The organism is Rhizobium sp. BK399 (assembly GCF_014194695.1).
GTDB lineage: Bacteria > Pseudomonadota > Alphaproteobacteria > Rhizobiales > Rhizobiaceae > Rhizobium.
In genome coordinates this window covers 838119-860581 of sequence record NZ_JACIAH010000001.1, presented here as the reverse complement: position 1 = coordinate 860581, position 22463 = coordinate 838119, and the positions used below count along the sequence as shown (strand labels likewise).

General features: G+C 59.1%; 20 protein-coding genes and 1 tRNA gene. 16 read left to right on the top strand and 5 right to left on the bottom strand.

What is annotated here, in order from left to right; all coding sequences use genetic code 11:
* Positions 1-2: 2 nt before the first annotated feature.
* Complete coding sequence (locus FHT97_RS04285) at positions 3-1955, top strand: acetoacetate--CoA ligase (protein ID WP_183860147.1); 1953 nt, start codon at positions 3-5, stop codon at positions 1953-1955.
* Positions 1956-2177: 222 nt separating this feature from the next.
* Here FHT97_RS04285 and FHT97_RS04280 read toward each other — a convergent pair whose 3' ends face one another.
* Entirely contained in the window at positions 2178-5900 is a 3723-nt protein-coding gene (locus FHT97_RS04280; protein ID WP_183860145.1) for a PAS domain-containing sensor histidine kinase, read from the bottom strand.
* 213 nt (positions 5901-6113) lie between these two features.
* Here FHT97_RS04280 and FHT97_RS04275 point away from each other — a divergent pair, with 213 nt between their 5' ends.
* From FHT97_RS04275 to FHT97_RS04265, 3 genes are all read left to right on the top strand, one after another.
* On the top strand, positions 6114-6563 hold the full coding sequence (locus FHT97_RS04275) for a phasin (RefSeq protein ID WP_183752582.1): 450 nt from the start codon (positions 6114-6116) through the stop codon (positions 6561-6563).
* A 127-nt stretch (positions 6564-6690) separates the two neighbouring features.
* Positions 6691-6767: transfer RNA gene (locus tag FHT97_RS04270), tRNA-His, on the top strand.
* Between the two features lie 214 nt (positions 6768-6981).
* Positions 6982-7971, top strand: coding sequence for an aldo/keto reductase (locus FHT97_RS04265; RefSeq protein ID WP_183860143.1), 990 nt, complete (start codon positions 6982-6984; stop codon positions 7969-7971).
* Between the two features lie 122 nt (positions 7972-8093).
* On the opposite strand, the gene ppk2 is transcribed toward FHT97_RS04265, so the two are convergent.
* Both ppk2 and FHT97_RS04255 read right to left on the bottom strand, forming a co-directional pair.
* On the bottom strand, positions 8094-9011 hold the full coding sequence (gene ppk2 / locus FHT97_RS04260; protein ID WP_183752579.1) for a polyphosphate kinase 2: 918 nt from the start codon (positions 9009-9011) through the stop codon (positions 8094-8096).
* A 58-nt stretch (positions 9012-9069) separates the two neighbouring features.
* The gene (locus FHT97_RS04255) at positions 9070-9681 is read right to left on the bottom strand and encodes an inorganic phosphate transporter (RefSeq protein ID WP_183860141.1); all 612 of its coding nucleotides are present in this window, start codon (positions 9679-9681) and stop codon (positions 9070-9072) included.
* Positions 9682-10069: 388 nt separating this feature from the next.
* Between FHT97_RS04255 and FHT97_RS04250 the strand changes: the two genes are divergently transcribed.
* The 4 genes from FHT97_RS04250 (at position 10070) to FHT97_RS04235 (ending at position 12689) form a co-directional block, all read left to right on the top strand.
* The gene (locus FHT97_RS04250; RefSeq protein ID WP_246712554.1) at positions 10070-10726 is read left to right on the top strand and encodes a hypothetical protein; all 657 of its coding nucleotides are present in this window, start codon (positions 10070-10072) and stop codon (positions 10724-10726) included.
* 492 nt (positions 10727-11218) lie between these two features.
* Complete coding sequence (locus FHT97_RS04245; RefSeq protein WP_016552825.1) at positions 11219-11464, top strand: helix-turn-helix transcriptional regulator; 246 nt, start codon at positions 11219-11221, stop codon at positions 11462-11464.
* A 236-nt stretch (positions 11465-11700) separates the two neighbouring features.
* A complete protein-coding gene (locus FHT97_RS04240; RefSeq protein ID WP_183860140.1) occupies positions 11701-12156 on the top strand; it encodes a hypothetical protein in 456 nt (151 codons plus the stop codon).
* Positions 12157-12221: 65 nt separating this feature from the next.
* The gene (locus tag FHT97_RS04235; RefSeq protein WP_183860138.1) at positions 12222-12689 is read left to right on the top strand and encodes a DUF4174 domain-containing protein; all 468 of its coding nucleotides are present in this window, start codon (positions 12222-12224) and stop codon (positions 12687-12689) included.
* A 21-nt stretch (positions 12690-12710) separates the two neighbouring features.
* Here the strand turns inward: FHT97_RS04235 and FHT97_RS04230 are convergent, their stop codons facing one another.
* Positions 12711-13592, bottom strand: coding sequence for a LysR family transcriptional regulator (locus FHT97_RS04230; RefSeq protein ID WP_183752571.1), 882 nt, complete (start codon positions 13590-13592; stop codon positions 12711-12713).
* On the bottom strand, positions 13589-13903 hold the full coding sequence (locus FHT97_RS04225) for a putative quinol monooxygenase (RefSeq protein WP_183860136.1): 315 nt from the start codon (positions 13901-13903) through the stop codon (positions 13589-13591). Before FHT97_RS04225 ends, FHT97_RS04230 begins: the two co-directional genes overlap by 4 nt.
* A gap of 186 nt (positions 13904-14089) precedes the next feature.
* On the opposite strand from FHT97_RS04225, the gene FHT97_RS04220 reads away from it, so the two are divergent.
* The 8 genes from FHT97_RS04220 to FHT97_RS04185 all read left to right on the top strand — a co-directional run bounded on the left by FHT97_RS04220 (position 14090) and on the right by FHT97_RS04185 (position 22456).
* The gene (locus FHT97_RS04220) at positions 14090-15586 is read left to right on the top strand and encodes a CoA-acylating methylmalonate-semialdehyde dehydrogenase (protein ID WP_183860134.1); all 1497 of its coding nucleotides are present in this window, start codon (positions 14090-14092) and stop codon (positions 15584-15586) included.
* Between the two features lie 211 nt (positions 15587-15797).
* On the top strand, positions 15798-16280 hold the full coding sequence (gene rirA / locus FHT97_RS04215; protein ID WP_016552831.1) for an iron-responsive transcriptional regulator RirA: 483 nt from the start codon (positions 15798-15800) through the stop codon (positions 16278-16280).
* A 330-nt stretch (positions 16281-16610) separates the two neighbouring features.
* A complete protein-coding gene (locus FHT97_RS04210) occupies positions 16611-18206 on the top strand; it encodes an ABC transporter substrate-binding protein (RefSeq protein ID WP_183860132.1) in 1596 nt (531 codons plus the stop codon).
* Between the two features lie 90 nt (positions 18207-18296).
* Positions 18297-19301, top strand: coding sequence for an ABC transporter permease subunit (locus FHT97_RS04205; RefSeq protein ID WP_183752561.1), 1005 nt, complete (start codon positions 18297-18299; stop codon positions 19299-19301).
* 9 nt (positions 19302-19310) lie between these two features.
* On the top strand, positions 19311-20201 hold the full coding sequence (locus FHT97_RS04200; RefSeq protein WP_183860130.1) for an ABC transporter permease subunit: 891 nt from the start codon (positions 19311-19313) through the stop codon (positions 20199-20201).
* Position 20202: 1 nt separating this feature from the next.
* Complete coding sequence (locus FHT97_RS04195) at positions 20203-21039, top strand: ABC transporter ATP-binding protein (protein ID WP_183860128.1); 837 nt, start codon at positions 20203-20205, stop codon at positions 21037-21039.
* The gene (locus tag FHT97_RS04190; protein ID WP_114711537.1) at positions 21036-21875 is read left to right on the top strand and encodes a dipeptide ABC transporter ATP-binding protein; all 840 of its coding nucleotides are present in this window, start codon (positions 21036-21038) and stop codon (positions 21873-21875) included. Before FHT97_RS04195 ends, FHT97_RS04190 begins: the two co-directional genes overlap by 4 nt.
* Positions 21876-21922: 47 nt before the next feature.
* Positions 21923-22456 (top strand): gluconokinase, encoded by a 534-nt coding sequence (locus FHT97_RS04185; RefSeq protein ID WP_183860126.1) that lies wholly within the window; start codon positions 21923-21925, stop codon positions 22454-22456.
* Positions 22457-22463: the final 7 nt, after the last annotated feature.

Below are 22463 nucleotides of genomic sequence, written 5' to 3'. Positions count from 1 at the left end.
GAATGCGCGACGATAAGCCACTTTGGGTGCCATCTCAGGCATCGATCGAGGCAAGTCCGATGTATGCCTTCATGAAGAAGTGCAACCGCGACTTTGGGCTCTCACTGGCAGGCTATGGCGAACTGCACGCATTTTCTGTCGCTGATCGGGAGCGGTTCTGGACATCCGTCTGGGACTTCTGCGGTGTCAAAGGCGAGCGCGGAATGCCGGCGCTTATCAATGGCGATGTCATGTTGGATGCGCGCTTCTTCGCTGATGCCACCCTGAATTTTGCCGAGAATCTGCTTTGCCAAGAAGGCGCCGACGATGCCCTGATTTTTCGCGGCGAGGACAAGGTCGCCGACCGCTGGAGCTGGGATCGGCTGCGCGATTTAGTTTCCAGGCTGCAGCAGGCGTTCAAGGCGATGGGCGTCGGCTCCGGGGATCGCATTGCGGCGATGATGCCGAACATGCCGGAAACGGTGGCCTGTATGCTGGCCGCCGCTTCGATCGGCGCGATCTGGTCGTCGTGTTCGCCAGACTTCGGGGAGCAGGGCGTGCTCGATCGGTTTGGTCAGATCGAGCCGAAGCTCTTTATCGCCTGTGACGCCTATTGGTACGGCGGCAAGCTGCAGGATGTGAAGACCAAGGTCGCGGCCGTGACAAGGCAACTTGGCGTGCCCTGCCTCGTCGTCCACTATGCCGGCGATGCAGCCTCTGTTGTCAACGAGACACCGGGTGGCAAGACGCTGGAAGACTTCATTGCGTCCTTTGAACCACGTCCGGTCGAGTTCACGCGGCTGCCGTTTTCCCATCCCCTCTATATTCTCTTCTCGTCGGGAACGACCGGCGTTCCGAAGTGCATCGTGCACTCCGCCGGCGGCACATTGTTGCAACATCTCAAGGAACACCGGCTGCATTGCGGCATTCAACCCGGCGAAAAGCTCTTCTATTTCACCACGTGCGGCTGGATGATGTGGAACTGGCTGGTAAGCGGACTGGCGGTCGGGGCCACTGTCTGCCTCTTCGATGGCTCGCCTTTCGCGCCCGATGGGAATGTGCTGTTCGACTTTGCCGCAACCGAGAAGTTCGCCGTTTTTGGAACGTCGGCGAAGTATATCGACGCGGTCCGCAAGAGCGGGCTGACACCACGAACAAGCCACGACCTTTCCAGCCTGCGGCTGATGACGTCGACCGGATCACCGCTTTCGCCCGAGGGCTTCACCTTCGTCTATGAAGGTATCAAGGAAGACGTGCAACTCGCTTCCATTTCCGGAGGGACGGACATTGTCTCCTGTTTCGTCCTCGGTAATCCTTTGCAGTCGGTCTGGCGTGGCGAGATCCAAGGCCCCGGCCTTGGTCTGGCGATGGATGTCTGGGATGACGACGGCAAGCCGGTTCGGCAGGAAAAGGGCGAACTCGTTTGCACCAAGGCCTTCCCTTCGATGCCCGTGATGTTCTGGAACGATCCGGACGGCGCAAAGTACAAGGCAGCCTATTTCGAGCGTTTCGACAACGTCTGGTGCCACGGCGACTTTGCCGAGTGGACAGAGCATAACGGCATCGTCATTCATGGACGATCCGACGCCACGCTCAACCCCGGCGGCGTCCGCATCGGAACGGCCGAGATCTACAACCAGGTGGAGCAGATGGGCGAAGTCGCAGAAGCGCTCTGCATCGGCCAGGAATGGGATGACGACGTCCGAGTCGTTCTCTTCGTTCGCCTGGCGCCCGGCGCAGCCCTTACCGAGGAATTGACGAAGGCGATCAAGAGCCGCATTCGCACCGGCGCCTCGCCTCGCCACGTACCTGCGAAGATCGTTGCCGTCAGTGATATTCCCCGCACCAAGTCGGGCAAGATCGTCGAGCTTGCCGTGCGCGAAATCGTCCACGGCCGGCCGGTCAAGAACAAGGAGGCGCTCGCCAATCCAGAGGCACTGGAGCTGTTTGCGGGGCTCGAGGAATTGCGTATCTGACCGAGAGAAATAACGAGCCGGTTACAAGCTTTCACCTTTGAGAGATTGAGGACCGTGGCAACCTTTTGTTAAGAGACGTTGGTCAGAAGTGAATTCAACTTGGGGCTGCGCATGAACGATGCAGCCGGAGCGGTTGGCTCCCAAAACATGATGTTGGACTGACTAAGCCCTTGTTGAACAGCACCCAAACTCTGAGGCAGCCTTTTGGCTGCCTTCTTTTGTTCAGCCTGCGAGGACCCGCTGCGACGGGAAGGCGATCTCGACCAATGTTCCTTCGTTGGGTGCGGAGCTAATCGCGAAAATCGCGCGGTTGGCATCTACCATCGCCTTGGTGAGCGGCAGGCCAAGCCCCGTGCCGTCACCGCGGTGTCGCGACTGTGCGGAAACCTGGCGGAATGGCTTCATGGCCTGCTCGAGTTCGCTGCGCGTCATGCCGACACCGGTATCACGCACGCGCAAGACGACGCTGCCGTTTGCCTCGTAGGAGGTTGATACGACGATCTGCCCCCCAGCCGGCGTGAACCGGATCGAGTTGGAAAGGACGTTGAGCGCGATCTGCTTGATCGAGCGAAGATCCGCAACGACATCGGGCACAGCCTGGGAGAGGGCGGTGCGGATGATCACGCGTTGGCTGTTTGCCTGCGGTTGGAGCAACGAAACTGCCTCCGAAATCGCATTGTTCAGGTCGATGGCGCCGAAGTCCAGTTCCATTTCCCCGGCCTCGATCTTCGAGATGTCCAGCAGGTCGTTGACGATGTCGAGGACGTGGCGGCCGGAACGACCGATGTCATTGGCGTATTCGACATAGCGCGGATGCCCGATGGGACCGAAGCGCTCGGTTGCCATCATGTCGGAAAAGCCGATGATTGCATTGAGCGGTGTGCGAATCTCGTGGCTGACTCGCGCCAAGAAATCCGTCTTGTGTTCGTTGGCGGTCTCCGCAGCGCTCTTGGCGTTTCGAAGTTCGTCTTCCGTGCGTTTCCATTGGGTAATGTCGCGAATGACCGCGCAATAGCCGCTGGAGGAGGTGAGCCGTCCCATCGTCATGAAGAGCGGCACAAAACCGCCGCCGGCCTCGCGTCCGATCACTTCGCGGCCATCGTTGAGCACGCTTGCGACGCCATGGCCCGACAGGCCGCCGAGGTAGTCGAGTACAGCCTTCTGGCTCTCATGCGCAAACAGCATGACGAACGGCTTCCCGCGGGTTTCGTCCTCGTCGTAATTAAAAAGCGCGCTGGCGGAGCGATTCATCGAACGGATGTCACCCTCCGCGCCGATCACCACGACCCCGTCTGTTGCCGTTTCGAGGATCGACCGCAGCTCCTCGACCTCCACCTGCAGCTTGGCGACCTTCTCCAGCATCCTTTCGAAGGAGCGGGGCTCCGCAGGCGGCACAGGTCGCGTCGGAACCACCGCATCACTTGCTGCCGGCATCAGGGCGAGCATCAAGGCGCTGCTTTCTTCCCAGCGAATGGACTGCAGCCGTGCCGTGACTGGAATGAGACTATCGTCGGCCGTTACCAGCATCATCGAGCCGGAGCTGCCGGCGCTGCCTTCGAGCTCCGAGCGCTGCAGCAGCGCATCGATGCCGCCCACCTCGCTTAATTCCTCAAGCGTGTTGTAGCCGGTCAGTCGCATGAACTCCGGGTTCGCGTGGATCAATTCGTCGCCGGCGTGCACGAGGACGGCGACGGGGAGCTGGTCGACGGTCGCGGCGGACAGTCCCCCGATCATTTTGGCGCGCGGCGGAATGAAGCTTGCCAGCATATCCATTTGGCTGACGGTTTCTTCCAGCCCTTCGGTCACATCGTCTTCACCAGGCTCGCTGGTATCGACCGTCTCGCCTTCACCGGCCTCAGCCTTGGTGATGTCTTGATCTTCAAACGAGGCGTCTGTGGCCGCTTCATCAACATGCCCGGTGATTGCCTGCGTATCCGCTGCGGGCGCGTCATGCCGTTCAGTCTCGCTCACCGTAGGCTCTTCGTCGCGCACTTCCGGCTCTCGGACGCCGAAGGCTTCGAGCCGTTTGGCGATCTCGCGGAAATTTGCCTGCTCGGCCGAGGTTAGCCGCGGGCCGACGCCATGCAGTTGCACGATCTTGTCCGTCAGGCGACGGCTTGGGGTTTCGACAATCCGCAAGGCCGGCGGCTCGGCGGCTGGCGACGGATTGACTGACAGCTCGGTCCTCACTTCATCGTCAGAGTCGGCGGTAGCAGGTTCCTCTGCGGCGGGCGCTTCGGATGGGGGCGTCGTTGCCTCTGTCTCGTCGCTGGCCGCCACTTCTTCGGCGCGCGCCGGCGCCGCATCATCCTCGGAGGCCTCTGGCTGGTCGGGTATTGCGGCGTCATCGATCAAGCCGTTCGGACCAAGCGTCAGTCCAAGCGCCAGAGGGTCTTCGGCCGCATCGGACAGGCGCACGACGCCAAATCCTCGAAAGCCGTCGAATTCGCGGCTGCGTGTATAGGTGGGCAGGGCTGCGAGATCGACCGGTACGGCCAGGCTCGTTCCCTCGATTGGCCAATGAATCGTCTTGCCGGACCAGGTGTCGCGGCGCGCCAGAGCTTCGCTGATCTTGCCTTCAGGATCGAGATTGAAGAGCGCCGCAATGTCGCTGAACGGCGTGCCGATGATATCAGCCGCATGCGGTCCCACCGCTTCGGCAAACTCATTTGACACCTCGCTGAACCGCCCTGCCGCGTCGATTTTCCAGACGAAGCGGGTGGCGCGGCTGTTCGGGTGGAAAACGAAGGCATCAGCCTTGGCAGCCGGCTCAGGTTCCGGCTGCTCTCTCTCTGCAGCGATTTCGACACCATGATCGGTTGTCCCCGGGCTTTCCACAGCTGGCGTTTCTGCCGGAATCTCTCCGGCCGCCGTCGATTCCTCGCTCGAGGCGATAGAACCCGGCTCGTTCCCGGCTCCATCCGATATTGTTTCCATTGCCGGTACGTCCGCATAGGCTTGGACAGAGTGTCCTTCGACCGGCGCGGGCGACTCACCGGCGTTTTCCGATACCGGCCCGTCCTCGTGGCTCATCACCTCAGGAGCCGGCTCGGCGTCCATCGCTTCTTCGGCGATTGCAGCAGGGTCCGAGTTCACCGCTTCCACGACATCGCTTTCATGGAGGTTCTCGTCGAGAGGCTCTTCCAGGTCTTCGATGCCGGCAATTGCATCGATCGCATCGACGAAGTTTGCTGTCTCTGGCGCCTCGTTATGGTTAACGGCGGCTGTGGATAAGTCGTCTTCAGGGGCCGTCGGGGTGTCAATCGGGTCGAGGTGCCCGATGACGGTTTCCACCGCAAAAAGCAGATTGAGCACCGGCTCATCGCTGAGTCGTCCGACGGCCGCCGGAAGGTAGCCCTTGCCGGTCGCGACGGGCCGCTTCACCAATCGATCGGCATGATCGCCGGCCATCGTGGTCATGGCCTTGGCGGTCTGCTGTGTGACACTGAGCGCTGCGAAACCGGGGGAGGCGGCGATGATTTCGCCGCCAGCGCCGATTACAGCCATATGCGTATCCGGGTCGTCGAGCCCTTTGAGCATCTGTTCTGCGGAGGCCTTGATCGACAGTGCACGAGTCGCGACCGGCAGCGACAGGAGAACGGCGCGCTCGCCCGAGGAAAGGCGGATTAGTTCTACCGTTGCCTGAACGGCAACGCGCTGGAAGCCCCTGGCAATTCGGATCATGAAGTTGCGGCTGTCGCCCACATTCACAAGCTGCCGGGCTGTCACCTGCAACTGGCGAAAGGTGATGTCGGCGCCGTCGATGCCCTGGTCCAGCAGGTCGTAGACTGCCGATTGCCCGAAGAGTTCAGCGCCAGCGCCGTTTGCCCAGAGAGCACGGCTGAGATCCGCCGAAAGCAGCACCATCGCTTCGCCGCGCGAAAAACGTTCCCGCACGCGTGGATGCACGGCGATGTCGATGAACGGATATTGGACTGCGGGCATGATCGAACCTTCAGCTTCGGTCATTCTGAAATTAATAGTCTATTAATAACGATAGGCCGGAATGGGGTCCAGAACAGCCCTCGGTTTTCGGCCGAAAAGGTTAACACGTTGTGCGACGCACAAAGATGTTGCAATGCACAAAAACTTGCGCTATATAATGAACATCTAACCTACGAGGCGATATCCATGCCGAGGCAAAAGGAGCACAAACCAATGGCGAGCATAAAGATGGACGACGTTTTTTCAATGTCGTCGTTTGATCCTTCCAAGTTCACTGAATCCTTCCGGGATTTCGCGGAAAAGGGCGCGCAGCAGTCGCGCGAAGCCTACGCGAAGATGAAGACCGCTGGCGAGGATGCGAGCAAGACGCTCGAAGCAACGGTTCAGACCGCCCAGGCCGGCGCCGTTGAAATCGGCCACAAGGCAATCGACGCTCTGCGCACGAACGCCGAAAACTCGCTGACGCACATGGAAGCTCTGCTTGCCGTCAAGTCGGTCGCCGAACTCGTCGAACTGCAGACCACCTTCCTGCGCAAGCAGGTCGAGCTGACGATCGAGCAGGCCAAGGCGATGCAGGAAACCTCCAAGCAGGTTGCCGAAAAGCTTGCCAAGCCTTCCAAGGAAGCTGCTGAAAAGGTCATGGCCTCCTTCAAGGCGGCCTGATTTTTCGAGACGACACACGAAGAGGCTGGACCATTTGTCCGGCCTTTTTGTATATTGGGGAGAGATAGGACTTGAATTAATTTCCAAGTCCTCGTATGTGACCCCCGTCGCGTCGGACGCGATTTGTGCGGTTGTAGCTCAGTTGGTTAGAGCGCAGGTTTGTGGCACCTGAGGTCGGAGGTTCGAGACCCCCCAACCGTACCATTCTCCCCCAAGAAAATTAGTTGCAGTACGCGGGTGGTGAAGAAGCCATCCTTATACGTCGCTCCGACGAGCGATGTCGCCTCGCCCGCCTTTCCGCGGCAGGTCCTTCACTCCGCACTCTCACTTTTTGCCTTGCACCCGAGCGCGATAAGGCTAGGTTCGCTACGAACAGCCGCCCGGCTGGTTTCTTATAAACATTCGTAGGAGATTCGTGATGGAGTATCGTCGTCTTGGCAAATCAGGCCTGAAAGTCAGCGAATTCTCCTTCGGATCTTGGGTCACCTTTGGCAAGCAGGTGGAGGGCGGCGATGCGGTCAGCCTGATGAAGCTCGCCTATGACAACGGTGTGAACTTCTTCGACAATGCCGAAGGCTATGAGAGTGGAAAATCCGAACGTGTCATGGGCGAAGCGCTCAAGACGCTCGGCTGGAGCCGCGATAGCTTCATCGTCTCCAGCAAGGTCTTCTGGGGTGGTGAGAAGCCGACGCAACGCGGGCTGTCGCGCAAGCACGTGACCGATGCCGCTCACGCCGCGCTGAAACGGCTGCAGGTCGAGTACCTGGACCTCTATTTCTGCCACCGGCCGGATATCGATACGCCGATCGAAGAGACGGTTCGGGCGATGCACGATCTCGTGGCGCAGGGGAAGATCCTCTACTGGGGAACCTCGGAATGGTCGGCGCAGCAGTTGACCGAAGCCTATGCCGTCGCGCGAGATCTTCGCATCACGCCGCCAACGATGGAGCAACCCCAATACAACATATTCGAGCGCCAGAAGGTGGAAGCCGAATATCGGCCACTTTACGATCTTCTGGGTCTCGGAACCACGATCTGGTCGCCGCTTGCGTCGGGCGTCCTCACCGGCAAATACAATGACGGTGTGCCGGCTGACAGCCGCATGAACCTTCCCGGATACGAGTGGCTGAAGGAGAAGCTATCGAGCGATGCAGGCCGCGCCCAGCTCGCAAAGGTCCGCGAGTTGGCGAAGCTTGCAGACGAGATCGGGATATCGATCACGCACCTGGCTCTGCTGTGGTGCCTGGCCAACAAGAACGTCTCGACCGTCATTCTTGGCGCATCGCGCACAAGTCAGTTGCAGGATAATCTTGCCGCCCTTTCGCATAGGGACAAATTGACGCCAGACGTGCTCGACCGGATCGACACAATCACCGGAAACAGACCGGCGGCGCCCCAGCGGTTCTAACTGCGCTAGACCCGCAGGGCCGCACGCGAGCCGACCGTCTTGCGACCGGCCGGAGCACTTGGCTGGATGCGTCGTCACGCGGAGGTCCTGTCTGGCGCGTAGCCCGTCAGACACAAGGCGGGTCAATACTTCGGGGGAACGTAGAGCTCCTGCGGCAGCACCTTGCGCTCGTAGTCGGGATTGAAGACTCGGTCGGGCAGCGTTATTTCCTCGTGCGGAACATCGCCATAAGGTATTTGCTGCAGCAGGTGATCGATGCAGTTCAGTCGCGCACGCTTCTTGTCGTTGCCTTCCACGATATGCCACGGCGCTTCGGGAATATTGGTGCGCGCGAAAGTCTCTTCCTTGGCCTTCGTATAGGCCTCCCAGCGGACGCGCGATTGCAGGTCCATCGGCGACAGCTTCCACTGCTTCAGGGGATCGTGAATGCGAACGAGGAAGCGCATCTGCTGCTCTTCGTCGGTGATCGAGAACCAGTACTTGACGAGCCGGATGCCGGAACGGACGAGCATGCGCTCGAATTCTGGAACGTCGTTGAAGAATTGATCGACCTGGTCCTCGGTCGCAAATCCCATGACGCGCTCAACGCCAGAGCGATTGTACCAGGAGCGATCGAAGAGGACGATTTCACCGCCGGCTGGCAAATGCGGCACGTAGCGCTGGAAGTACCACTGCGTCTTCTCGCGGTCGGAAGGGGCGGGCAAAGCGACGGTGCGGACGACACGCGGATTGAGGCGCTGCGTGATGCGTTTGATCACGCCGCCCTTTCCTGCGGAGTCGCGACCTTCGAAGATCACGACGACCTTCTCTTTGTTATAGACCACCCAATCCTGAAGCTTGATCAACTCCGCCTGCAGCGACAACAGCGCGCGGAAATAGTCGAGCCTCGGGATCGAGACCGGATGGGCGTTTCGATAGATCTTGCGGATTGCGTCGGAGAGTGCCGGTTCCGAGAGTTCCAGCTCATAATCCTCATCGAGGGTGTCGGCCAGTTCGGCCTCAAGCCAATCTGAATGTTCGGTGTCGGATTTGTTGTTCATGGACGTTCACCCTCAATGCGTTCGTGGCAAGGTTTGAAGTATGGTTGCCGAGCCGGCGTCAGAACAATTGGCGCAAGACGACAAACAAAAGAAAGGCGATCATGATCGAGGCAGGAAGTGTCAAAATCCACGCCATCAGCATGTTCCTGACCGTCGACCATTGCAGCCCCGAGCCGTTCGCGGCCATCGTCCCGGCCACACCGGACGATAGTACATGTGTCGTGGAAACCGGCAATCCCAGGTGATCGGCTGCACCGATCGTTGCCATTGCCACGACTTCGGCAGCGGCACCTTGGCCATAGGTCAAGTGCGTCTTGCCGATTTTCTCGCCGACCGTGACGACAATGCGCTTCCAGCCGACCATTGTGCCGAGCCCCCCAAGTTCCGCCGGCATCGACCGTGTGTAGATGACGGTCGCAACGGAGTTGGCCGTGTCATGAAAGCCGTTTACGAACTCGAAGCCGAGCGCAATGAGCAGCGCGATCCCAAGCAGAATCCAGGGAACGGCGGCGGCGCTGGTTAGCTCCGGGCCAAGCGCGTAGGCAACATAACCAAGTCCTGCAAGGAGCAGGATCAAGAAGACTGGGAGGAACCATCTTGCTGCGCTGCGTCCCTCCAGTGGGTGGCTCGCTCGATCGTGACGATGTTCTTCACCCTGAACTATTGTCATCTTTCGGCTCCTCTTGGGACTGGTCCTTAGTCGGGTCTATTCCCATAGAATGAAGCTCCTGTGACATCAGGCGCCCGGCCTGTGCATTGAGTGCAAAGAATTTCTCATCTTATACGTGCGGCTTTCCTTGAATTAGGCAAAGATACATTGCGATATCTCTATATGGACGCGGTTCAGCCACCTTCTCGCCGCCCTTTGTTCATTCTTTACTAATAAATCCATTGCCGGGGAACGGGGCACCAAAGAGGGATCACAGACTGTCGGAACGTTAATTCGCTCACTTGTAGATGCCGATCGATATCGGCGCCTGGTGCGATTTCCCGTGTCCTGACACTCAGACCTACCTGCGTTCCAACGCTGTGATCCAAAGAATGAAAGGTGCATAAGTATGGGATTTACTCTCCTTATTCAGACTCTCAGCCAAGATCCTGCAGTATCAATCAAGTCTGCATTGAGAATAGTGCATTTCATTGGGTTGGCACTCGGGCTTGGCGCCGCAACAGTGCTCGATCTTCTTGTGTTGCGGTTTTTGGTGAGAGGCAAGATCACCGAAGATCATTGGAAGGTCTTCAAGTTCGGCTCTAAAGTCGTTAACTGGGGCCTGATCCTGCTCTGGGCCACAGGACTTGGTTTTCTCACTTATTATGGTGCGTTCGATCCGGCGAAGCTGGGCAATGAGAAGATCTGGGCCAAGATGACCATCGTGCTCATCCTGACCGTCAACGGCGGCTTTATCCACTCCGTCATCCTTCCGCGCGTAAAGAAGCAGATCGGTCGTTCGATCATGGAAGGCCTGCCGTCGTCGCATCGCAGTGTGTTTATCGTCTCTGGTGCGATTTCGGCCGTCTCCTGGTACGTGCCGATGATGCTCGGCGCGCTGCCGCAACTCAACTTCGCGGTGCCGATGGGTACAATCCTGCTCGCCTACGCGGCCCTGCTGGGCTCGGCGATCTTGTTTGCCCACGCATTGCTGTTCGTCGTCCCGACCGGAAGCTCTGAGGACGCTTCTGAGGAAGACGTCGCTTTGTCCGCCAAGTTTGCGTGACAGCCACGTTGAGGCGCGTGATCTTCGGGCCACCCGCTACATGATCCCTTGACCTAGCGGTATCGTTGGATCCCACCTTTATCCGCTCGGCCTGGACTTGCTTCGGAAAATGCCTTGCCCCTTTTCGAAGCAAGTCCGGCCACGCATTGGTCTTTGCCGATGCGCCTAACCAGGAGCCTTGGCTCTTGTCTCATTTGCCCGATTTCGATCGCAATGATTCGTCCTCAAGCCGATGTGAATGCCTAAAAATAGGTGACAAATCGCCGCGTGCCGGCCGTTTTTTACATCGATGGCAGCGTGGATGAAGCGGGCGGGACTGTCAGGCAAATGTGCTTTGCTTACAAAGGACAATGGGGTTTTAGGACCCGGTTCGGCTTCCCGCTGGCGGGCTCTGGCCGATCACGAATTAACCATACTGCATTGCAAATCGTGATCGGGAGTGCCATTTTCCCGCCGGGGGCTAATTCAGAGTGATTTCAGAAGGAGACTTAAATGTCCATTTCGCTCAGCAATCTGGATGCATCCAAGGCTACCGCCGTTTCGGCCGTGAATGTAGCCGGTGCTGTACGTGCCGCTCGTGAGGCGGTCGGCTATAGCGTCGACGACCTCGCAGTAACCTGCGGTTTGGTTGTTAATGAGATTGAGGAAATCGAGAGCGGTGAGGATGCTGATCCCGCCAAGCTCAAGCGGATCGCCTCTGCACTGCAGGTGCCGGTCTCATCGTTTGTTCCGATGTGAACATAATCTCAGGGCCGGGCGGCATTTGCCGCCTGGCCTTGCCTGCCTTCAGGCACCTTAAAACGACCCTTAATCCTTCTTTAACTTTTCCCTCCGAACCGGCTGAACGCTTTTGCCCGCAAAGGGTAGTTTTACCGTCGCTGATTGTGCGGTGCGTTAGCAACTTCATAGCAAATCTCCCTCGAACGAGCCGAGCGCCACCGCGCTGCGGTGGTTTACTGTATCGGGGAGGTAGAATGAGCCGGGTACGCATTGGCGCCACGCGGATTGACTTGAACGAAATCATCAAGCGCGGTGTGCTTGCCGTCTTTTCCGTTCTCGCGGTCTTGCTGCCGATCCTGAAGGTTAGTTCCCTGGGTGAATCCGACGATGTTGTTCTCGGCGACTTTCCGCTCCTGGGCGGCGCTGCCTATCTGTTACCGGTGGCATTTCTCTGCGGCCTTGCGACCGTTGTCATCGATGGCATGAGGGCACATGCGCGCTTCATCGACATGGCCGGACTGATCGTCGCGTTCGTCGCCGTCCTGCGCGGCGCCTATGCTCTTGGCTCAAGTTCTGCGCCGGGCGCGGCAGCTGGATCCATGCCGAGGCTGGATCAACTGGCGCAGGTTTCCCTGTCCTACGGCAGCATAGCCTTGTTGCTGGTGCTGCTCGGTGCCATCTGGCAATTGCGGAAATCCTGGCGCAGCTGAGCCCCGTTGCGGTGGATGGAACCGTCCATACTCCTTCGACGTTCCGTCGAGAGGAGATAATGTGCATGTCGAAAACGCTTCTATATGGTGCCACCAAGGTGGATGAGGACAACAGCGCCTATTCCGCCCTCACAAGTCTCGAGCAGTTTCAATGGCGCAATCGCGTCCTGGTCATCTTCGCGGATAAGAAGAATGCACGGGCCGCGCGTCAGGAAAATCAACTCCTTGCCAATCGGGATTCCTTGCAGGAACGCGACATCGTCCTTCTCAAGATTGTCGGCGGTAGCGTGAGAGTGCTTTTCGGGGCAGGTGAAAATCTCGACGCTGCGGCGATCGCAAGCGAACTCGGCAATCCGACGGTTGGAGATTTTGTCGCCTTTCTTGTCGGCAAGGACGGGACGGTGAAACTGAAGGTCGGCGAGCCGATCACGAGCGGCGAATTGTTCACGATTGTCGATGGCATGCCAGTGCGCGCAGCGGAGGTCGCTGCAGAGAAGCAGCAGATCAGCGACGAGCCTGACAGGCGTGATTGACCATCATGCGCTGCGCCGGTGTCACAGGAATATGTGGCGCTCGGCAGCGACGAGTTCCTGCAGGAAATCGGAAACCGTGCGCACCCGCACGAGTTCCCGCGCGCTCTCGTGAAATGTCGTCCAATATGCCCGCCGGATCGAAATATCCGGCAGGATGCGTACGAGTGCCGGGTGCTGGCGCGCGATGTAATCATGCAGGATGCCGATGCCGGCGCCTGAGAGCACCGCTTCTGTCTGCCCCGTCGCCGATGAAATCTCGAAGCCGGCGTTCCAGTTGCGCATCACCTCTCCGGTGAAATTCAGCGACTGCGAGAAGATCAGATCCTCGACATAGCCGATACGCCGATGCTGCTTCAACTGCTCTGCATCGGCGGGCAGGCCATTGAGTTCGGCGTAGCTCCTCGACGCATAAAGTCCGAGCGTGTAGTCGGTCAGTTTGGCCGAGACCAGGCGGCCTTGCTCGGGCCGCTCCAGCGTGATGGCGATATCGGCCTCGCGCTGTGAGAGTGAGAACGACCGCGGCACCGGCACAAGCTGGATCTTCAGTTCCGGATGGCGCTCGATCAGCCGACCGATGCGGGGCGCAAGAAACGAAACCCCGAAACCATCCGGTGCTCCCACGCGCACGGTTCCCGCGATTGCCGTATCCGTGCGACCGAGATTGGCCTGCACGGAAAGCATTTCGGTTTCCATTCGCTCTGCGGAGGCAAGGAAAACCTCGCCTTCCGCCGTCAGTTCGCAGCCGTTTGTGCGGCGGACGAAGAGGCGGCTCTTCAGTGCCTCCTCCAGCGAAGTAAGGCGCCGCGAGAGCGTGGCGTGGTTTAGACCCAGCCTCTTTGATGCGGCCAGGATCTGACCTGTGCGGGCAACGGCGAGGAAGATGCGAACGTCGTCCCAGTTCATGGCTTGCCGTGCATGGCGATTGGATCGACGTCGAGCAACGTCAGGGACGTCACCATACCCGCGGTCGCGCTCTTGTATTTGAGGAAATGCGGAGTCTGCAGGTGTGCTTCATACGCCGCCTGGCTCGCGTACACCTCGAGAATACGAATGCTGTTGGGACTGTCCTTGACGGAGACCGCATTCAGCGACAGAACGCCGGGCTCCAATGCGACGGACGCCTCGATCTCCTCGGCCAGCAGAGCCCGATAGGATTCAAGCTGATCGGAGTCGATCTCGAGCTCCGCTATTCTGACAACCAGTTTCCCGCTCATCGAGCACTATCTCCTCTCCAGTTTGGGCCGGCCGTGGTAGTCTGGTCATGTCCTTTGCAGGCCTTGAGGAAGCGCAGCTCGATTTGCCGGGCTTCAATTTGTGCACAACGGTTGCTTATCGCAGCTCATTGATTTGTGCAAATTGTAGTGCGAATGTTCGCCATCCAAAAAACAGGAGGAGCACTCATGCGTGAGATTGGTCATTTCATCGGCGGCAAGCATGTCGCCGGCACCAGCGGCCGCACCAGCAATGTCTACAATCCGGCCACCGGTGAAGTTCAGGCAACGGTAGCGCTCGCGAGCGTCGAGGACATGCGCGCCGCGGTCGAGAACGCCAAGGCCGCTCAGCCGAAGTGGGCCGCCACCAACCCGCAGCGTCGTGCACGCGTTTTCTTCAAGTTCGTCGAGCTGCTGAACAAGCATATGGATGAACTCGCCACCCTCCTGTCCACCGAGCACGGCAAGACGGTCGAGGATTCGAAGGGTGACATCGTCCGCGGTCTGGAAGTCTGCGAATTCGTCTGCGGCATCCCGCACCTCCAGAAGGGCGAATTTACCGAGGGCGCGGGTCCGGCAATCGACATGTACTCGATGCGCCAGGCAGTCGGCATCGGCGCGGGCATCACCCCGTTCAACTTCCCGGCCATGATCCCGATGTGGATGTTTGCGCCGGCAATCGCCTGCGGCAACGCCTTCATCCTGAAGCCGTCCGAGCGCGATCCGTCCGTTCCGATCCGCCTGGCAGAACTCATGATCGAAGCTGGTCTTCCGGCCGGTATCCTCAACGTCGTCAACGGCGACAAGGCTGCAGTCGACGCGATCCTCACGGATCCCGATATCGGTGCTGTTTCCTTCGTCGGCTCCACACCCATCGCCCGTTACGTCTATGGAACGGCTGCCATGAACGGCAAGCGCGCCCAGTGCTTCGGCGGCGCCAAGAACCACATGATCATCATGCCGGATGCCGACATGGATCAGGCCGTCAACGCTCTGATGGGCGCAGGCTACGGCTCTGCCGGCGAACGCTGCATGGCGATCTCCGTCGCCGTGCCGGTCGGTGAGGACACCGCCAACCGCTTGGTCGAGAAGCTGGCACCGAAGATCGAGTCGCTGCGCATCGGCCCTTACACCGACGACAAGGCCGACATGGGTCCGCTCGTCACCAGGGACGCCTATAACAGGGTCAACGGCCTCATTGACCGCGGTGTGGAGCAGGGTGCCAAGCTCGTCGTCGATGGCCGCGGCTTCAAGCTGCAGGGATACGAGGACGGCTACTTCGTCGGCGGCACGCTGTTCGATCATGTCACGCCCGACATGGACATCTACAAGACCGAGATCTTTGGGCCGGTCCTTTCCGTCGTCCGCGCCAAGAACTACGAGGAAGCCCTCGATCTGCCGATGAAGCACGAATACGGCAATGGCGTCGCGATCTATACCCGCGACGGCGATGCCGCCCGCGACTTTGCATCGCGCATCAACATCGGCATGATCGGCATCAACGTGCCGATCCCGGTTCCGCTCGCCTACCACTCCTTCGGCGGCTGGAAGGCATCAAGCTTCGGCGACCTCAATCAGCACGGTTCGGACTCGATCAAGTTCTGGACCAAGACCAAGACGATCACCGCCCGCTGGCCCTCAGGCATCAAGGACGGCGCCGAGTTCGTCATGCCGACGATGAAGTAAGGCAAAGGAACGAACCTTATCGAATTGGGGGCTGCGGCCCCCAATTTGCATTTCGGGATGTCGGCGCGTAGGCACCTGGGAACTGTTGCAGAAGCAATTGTCGCGGCAATCGGTCTCACATAAGGTGAATATGGTTTTCATATTTTGGAATTGTTCAAAACTAGCAAAGCCCCTATATAGACGATTGTAGACGACGATTCTGGAGATCGGCATGCGTTTGACCAAGCAGACCAACTATGCGGTTCGCATGTTGATGTATTGTGCTGCCAACGATGGGCAGTTGAGCCGGATTCCTGAGATTGCGAGGGCATACGGCGTTTCTGAACTGTTCCTGTTCAAGATCCTGCAACCCCTCAACAAGGCAGGTCTCGTTGAAACCGTCCGCGGCCGCAACGGCGGCGTGCGGCTCGGCAAGCCGGCGAAGGACATCAGCCTGTTCGACGTCGTTCGCGTCACTGAGGACAGTTTTGCGATGGCAGAATGCTTCGAAGACGACGGCATGGTCGAGTGCCCGCTTGTCGATAGCTGCGGTTTGAACTCTGCCTTGCGCAAGGCCCTCAACGCCTTCTTCGACGTGCTGACGCAATATTCGATCGACGACCTCGTCAAGGCACGACCGCAGATCAACTTCCTGCTTGGCCTGACCGGCGAACAGGAACACCGCAAGCCTCGCGTGGCGGCACCCGCCGCCTGATCAGCGATGACAAAGTTTTGATAGGCCGTGGCTGCGTCAAGCGCCGCGGCCGTTCCGTTTTAGGGGAGTTTTTGTCGGTAAATTCGCGTGAAGCGTGTGCGCAAAAGTCGCCATCGACGCGAAATTATACCAAATGCGACAAGAATCGAGTTTATCCAGTCCGATTATTTCTAAATACGGCCCATTTTTGGCGGAAAATTACTAAAGTTGTCCGCGTGGAAAAATTTTCCACTTCGGTCGTTGATTTCAGCAAACAAATGTCGTTCCATCTGCCGTCATTCCGGGGTCCCCGGGGTCTCAAATAAAAGAACAAATCTGGGAAATGATATCATGAAAAAGATGTCTGTCTTGCTGGCCGCGACGGTCCTGGCTTCGGCCATGGCATCCGCAGCCTGGTCCAAAACGCTCGTTTACTGCTCCGAAGGGTCGCCGGAAGGCTTCGATCCGGGCATCTACACTGCAGGCACCACCTTCGACGCTTCCTCGCGTACGGTTTATAGCCGTCTCGTCGAGTTCCAGCACGGGAAGACCGAAATCGAGCCGGGCCTGGCCGAAAGCTGGACGGTTTCCGACGACGGTACGGTCTACACCTTCAAGCTGCGTCCGGGCGTAAAGTTCCAGACGACGGAATTCTTCACGCCAAGCCGTGATCTGACCGCTGACGACGTCGTCTTCTCGTTCGAGCGCCAGCTGAAGGCTGATAGCCCGTGGGCGAAGTACGTTGCTGGCGTTTCCTACGAATATGCTGCTGGCATGGGCTTCCCGGAACTCATCAAGTCGGTCGAGAAGGTCGATGACCTGACCGTCAAGTTCACGCTGAACCATCCGGAAGCACCGTTCCTTGCCGACCTCGCAATGGACTTCGCGTCCGTCGTGTCCAAGGAATATGCCGACAAGCTGCAGGCTGACGGCAAGATGGAACAGATGAACCAGATGCCGCTCGGCACCGGTCCGTTCACCTTCGTTGCCTACCAGCCGGATGCCGTCATCCGCTACAAGGCCAACGAAACCTACTTCAAGGGCAAGGAAAAGATCGACGATCTCGTTTTCGCGATCACCCCGGACGCTTCCGTCCGCGCTCAGAAGCTGAAGGCCGGCGAATGCCACATCATGCCTTACCCGAACGCTGCTGACGTCAAGGATCTTCAGACGGACTCGAGCCTCAAGGTTCTGGAACAGCCGGGCCTGAACGTTTCCTACCTCGCCTACAACACGCTCCAGGCCCCGTTCGACAAGGCCGAAGTGCGTCAGGCGCTGAACATGGCGATCAACAAGCAGGCGATCGTCCAGGCCGTCTTCCAGGGCGCCGGCCAGGTTGCCAAGAACCCGATCCCCCCGACGATGTGGTCGTATAACGACGACATCAAGGATGACGTCTACAACCCGGACGAAGCAAAGAAGATGCTCGAAAAGGCTGGCGTCAAGGATCTCTCGATGAAGATCTGGGCAATGCCGGTTTCGCGCCCGTACATGCTGAACGCACGTCGCGCCGCTGAACTGATGCAGGCTGACCTCGCCAAGGTAGGCGTCAAGGTCGACATCGTCACCCATGAATGGGCTGAATACCTGAAGCTCTCCAAGGACAAGGCCCGCGACGGTGCTGCGATCCTCGGCTGGACCGGCGACAACGGCGACCCGGACAACTTCCTTGACACTCTGCTCGGCTGCGAAGCCGTTGGCGGCAACAACCGCGCGCAGTGGTGCAACAAGGAATTCGACGATCTCGTGAAGAAGGCCAAGAAGACCGCCGACGTCGCAGAGCGCACCAAGCTCTACGAACAGGCACAGGTCGTCTTCAAGAAGGAAGCTCCGTGGGCGACCATCGATCACTCCACGGAATTCGTACCGATGAGCGCCAAGGTTTCCGGCTACGTGCAGGATCCGGTCGGTGTTCACCGTTTCGACGGCGTTGATATCGCCGAGTAATCAAAATTATGCAAAGATGCCCGGCAATCCCGGGCTTGGCCGGCGGTCAGGTTTGATACCTGACCGCCGGAACACTATGGACACTTGCCAATGTTGCGATTTCTCATCGGACGCCTTGCGATCCTGATCCCAACCTTCATCGGCGTTTCACTCATCGCCTTCTCGTTCATCCGACTGCTGCCCGGTGACCCGGTCATGCTGATGTCGGGCGAGCGCGTGATGGCGCCGGAACGCCATGCCCAGGTCATGCATGATCTCGGCCTCGATCGACCGGTCTACGTTCAATACCTTGATTACCTCGGCAACGTGGTGCAAGGCGATCTCGGTTCGTCGATCGTTACCAAGCGCCCGGTTCTGCAGGAATTCGGCTCGCTCTTCCCGGCGACGCTCGAGCTTTCGCTTTGCGCGATCATTTTTGCCATCGTGCTTGGCATTCCCGCCGGCGTCTTTGCCGCGGTCAAGCGAGGAACCTGGTTCGACCAGAGCGTGATGGGCGTTGCCCTCGTCGGCTATTCGATGCCGATCTTCTGGTGGGGCCTGCTGCTCATCGTTCTCTTCTCGAACACGCTGCACTGGACGCCCGTGTCCGGTCGTATTTCGCTGATGTATTTCTTCAAGCCGGTGACCGGCTTCATGCTGATCGACAGTCTGCTCTCCGGCCAGGCCGGTGCATTCAAGTCGGCGTTCGTCTCGCTCATCCTGCCGACAATCGTCCTCGGCACCATTCCGCTTGCGGTCATCGCGCGCCAGACGCGCTCGGCCATGCTGGAAGTGCTCGGTGAAGACTATGTACGAACCGCTCGCTCGAAGGGCCTAGCGCCCTTGCGCGTCGTCGGCTTGCACGCGCTTCGCAACGCGATGATCCCGGTCGTGACGTCGATCGGTCTGCAGGTCGGCGTGCTGCTCGGCGGCGCGATCCTGACGGAAACGATCTTTTCCTGGCCGGGCATCGGCAAATGGATGGTCGATGCCGTCTTCAAGCGTGACTACACCGTTGTGCAAGGCGGCCTGTTGCTCATTGCCGGCATCATCATGATCGTCAACCTGATCGTTGACCTCATGTACGGTCTCATCAATCCACGTATTCGTCACTAGGAGCGGCTTATGAGTGCGATAACCACCAAGTCGACCCAGCCGTCAGGGCTCTCTGAGTTCTGGTATTACTTCTCCCGCAACAAGGGCGCCGTCATCGGCCTCGGCGTCTTTCTGTTGGTGCTGGTGATGGCGATCTTCGCGCCGTTGATTGCACCGCATGATCCGAACGTTCCTTTCGACGGCATGCAGCGCGTCCCGCCGGTTTGGGCGGAAAAAGGCAACCCGATGTTCCTGCTTGGAACCGATGCCGTCGGTCGCGATATGCTGTCGCGCCTGATTTATGGAACGCGCTTCTCTCTGTTCATCGGCCTTGTCGTCGCGTCGCTTTCGGCTGTCGCCGGCGTGCTGCTCGGTCTTGTCGCCGGGTATTTCCGCGGCCGCACCGATACTTTCATCATGCGCGTCATGGATATTATCCTGGCTTTCCCGTCGCTGCTGCTCGCTCTGGTGCTGGTCGCCGTTCTCGGACCGGGCCTGCTGAACGCCATGATCGCCATCTCGATCGTCAACCAGCCGCATTTCGTGCGCTTGACGCGCGCCGCCGTGATCAGCGAGCGCGAGAAGGAATATGTTGTCGCATCGCGCGTGGCCGGCGCAGGCACTTTCCGTCTCATGTTCAAGACGATCCTGCCGAACTGCCTGGCGCCGCTGATCGTTCAGGCGACACTCGCATTCTCCGCTGCGATCCTCGATGCCGCAGCTCTCGGCTTCCTTGGCATGGGCGCCCAGCCTCCGACATCGGAGTGGGGCACGATGCTCGCCGATGCGCGCGAATTCTTCCAGAGCTCTCCGTGGCTCGTCACTTTCCCGGGTCTTTGCATTCTGATCACCGTTCTCGCTATCAATCTGATGGGCGACGGACTGCGCGATGCGCTCGACCCCAAACTGAAGAGGTCCTGAGATGGCACTTCTTGAAATCGAAAATCTCGTCGTCGAGTTCCAGACCTCCACGGGTCCGTTTCGTGCCGTCGATGGCGTATCGCTGAAGGTTGATGCGGGCGAAGTCCTGGCAATCGTTGGCGAGTCGGGATCCGGTAAGTCGGTCTCCATGCTGGCTGCGATGGGCCTCCTGCCGTGGACCGCAAAGGTGACGGCAGACAAGATGGTCTTTGACGGCCGCAATCTGCTTGGCATGTCGGCAAGCGAACGACGCAAGATCATCGGCAAGGATATGTCGATGATCTTCCAGGAGCCGATCGCCAGCCTCAATCCGTGCTTCACCGTAGGCTTCCAGATCGAGGAGGTCCTGCGGATCCATCTCGGGCTTGATAAGGCTGCGCGGCGGAAGCGCGCGATTGAGCTGTTCGAGGCTGTTGGCATTCCCAACCCGGCCGAACGGCTCGGCCACTTCCCGCACCAGATGTCGGGCGGCCAGTGCCAGCGCGTCATGATCGCCATCGCGATCGCCTGCAATCCGAAGCTCTTGATTGCCGACGAGCCGACTACCGCACTCGACGTCACCATCCAGAAGCAGATCCTCGATCTGCTGATGCGGCTGCAGACGGAGCACCGCATGGGTCTCATCATGATCACCCACAACATGGGCGTGGTCGCCGAGACGGCCGATCGCGTGATCGTGCAGTACAAAGGACGCAAGATGGAAGAGGCCGACGTCCTGTCGCTCTTCGAGTCTCCGAAGAGCGACTACACGAGAGCACTGCTCGCCGCCCTGCCGGAAAACGCCACCGGTGACCGACTGCCGACCATCGGCGAGATTTTCAAGGGAGCGGCCCAATGACGCCAGTCCTCGAAGCAAAGAACATTGTCCGCAACTATTATCTGCCGGGCGGTCTCTTCAAGAAGGAGAGAACCGTACATGCCGTCAAGGGTGTGAGCTTCAAGGTGGAGCAGGGCAAGACACTGGCGATCGTCGGCGAAAGCGGTTGCGGCAAGTCGACGCTCGCCCGCATCGTCACGATGATCGATCCGGCGAGCGGTGGCGATCTCTTCATCGACGGCAAGAAGGTCGATATCGCTGCAGGCGATCTGACACCGGAAATTCGCCGTAAGGTGCAGATTGTCTTCCAGAACCCCTACGGCTCGCTGAACCCGCGCAAGAAGATCGGCGACATCCTGATGGAGCCCCTGATCATCAACACCGATACGCCCGCCGCCGAGCGGCGCGAATTGGCGATGGCGATGCTCAAGAAGGTCGGCCTGCAGGAGATTCATTTCAATCGCTATCCGCACATGTTCTCCGGCGGCCAGCGCCAGCGCATCGCGATCGCCCGCGCTCTGATGCTGAAGCCGCGGCTCCTGGTTCTCGATGAGCCGGTGTCTGCACTCGACCTTTCGGTCCAGGCTCAGGTTCTCAATCTGCTCGCGGATTTGCAGGACGAGCTGAACCTCACCTATGTCTTCATCAGCCACGATCTCTCGGTCGTTCGTTACATGGCCGACGACGTCATGGTGATGTATTTCGGTGAGGCTGTGGAGTATGGCGCGCGGGATCAGGTTTTCAACGATCCGCAGCACAGCTATACGAAGACCTTGTTCGCTGCGACACCGCGCGCCGATGTCGACACCATTAAGGCTCGTCTTGCGCGCAAGAGTGCGGCACTCGCCGCGTCATAAGGGTTCTCCCTGTTCCGGGAGCGCCGGAATTGTGGGAGAGATAAACAATGCCAGAGACCAACACGACCCCTCATGCCATCATCGTCATGGGGGTCAGTGGTTGCGGCAAGTCCTCGATCGGCCTGAAGATTTCGGACGCCCTCGGCCTGCAATTTGTCGAGGGTGACCAGCTTCATCCTGCGTCGAATGTCGAGAAGATGTCGAAGGGCATTCCGCTGACGGACGACGACCGCATGCCTTGGCTCGATCTCATCGGTGAAACGATGAAAGAGGCGCTGGATCGCGGGCAGGGCGTCATCGTTTCCTGCTCGGCGTTGAAACGCGCCTACCGCAACCGGCTGCGCAACGTGGTGAATGGAAGCCTGTTCTTCGTTTATCTGTCTGGTTCGAAAGAGCTGCTGACGAAGCGGATGGGTGAGCGCAAGGGCCACTTTATGCCTCCATCACTGCTGGAAAGCCAACTCGCGACGCTGGAAGTGCCGACCGGCGAGCCCGGCGTGGTGACGGTCGATATCGATGACAGCATCGACGGGATTGCAAGGGCGGCACTCCGGGATTTGTCCGGACTCGGTGTCGCCTAGGGGAGAG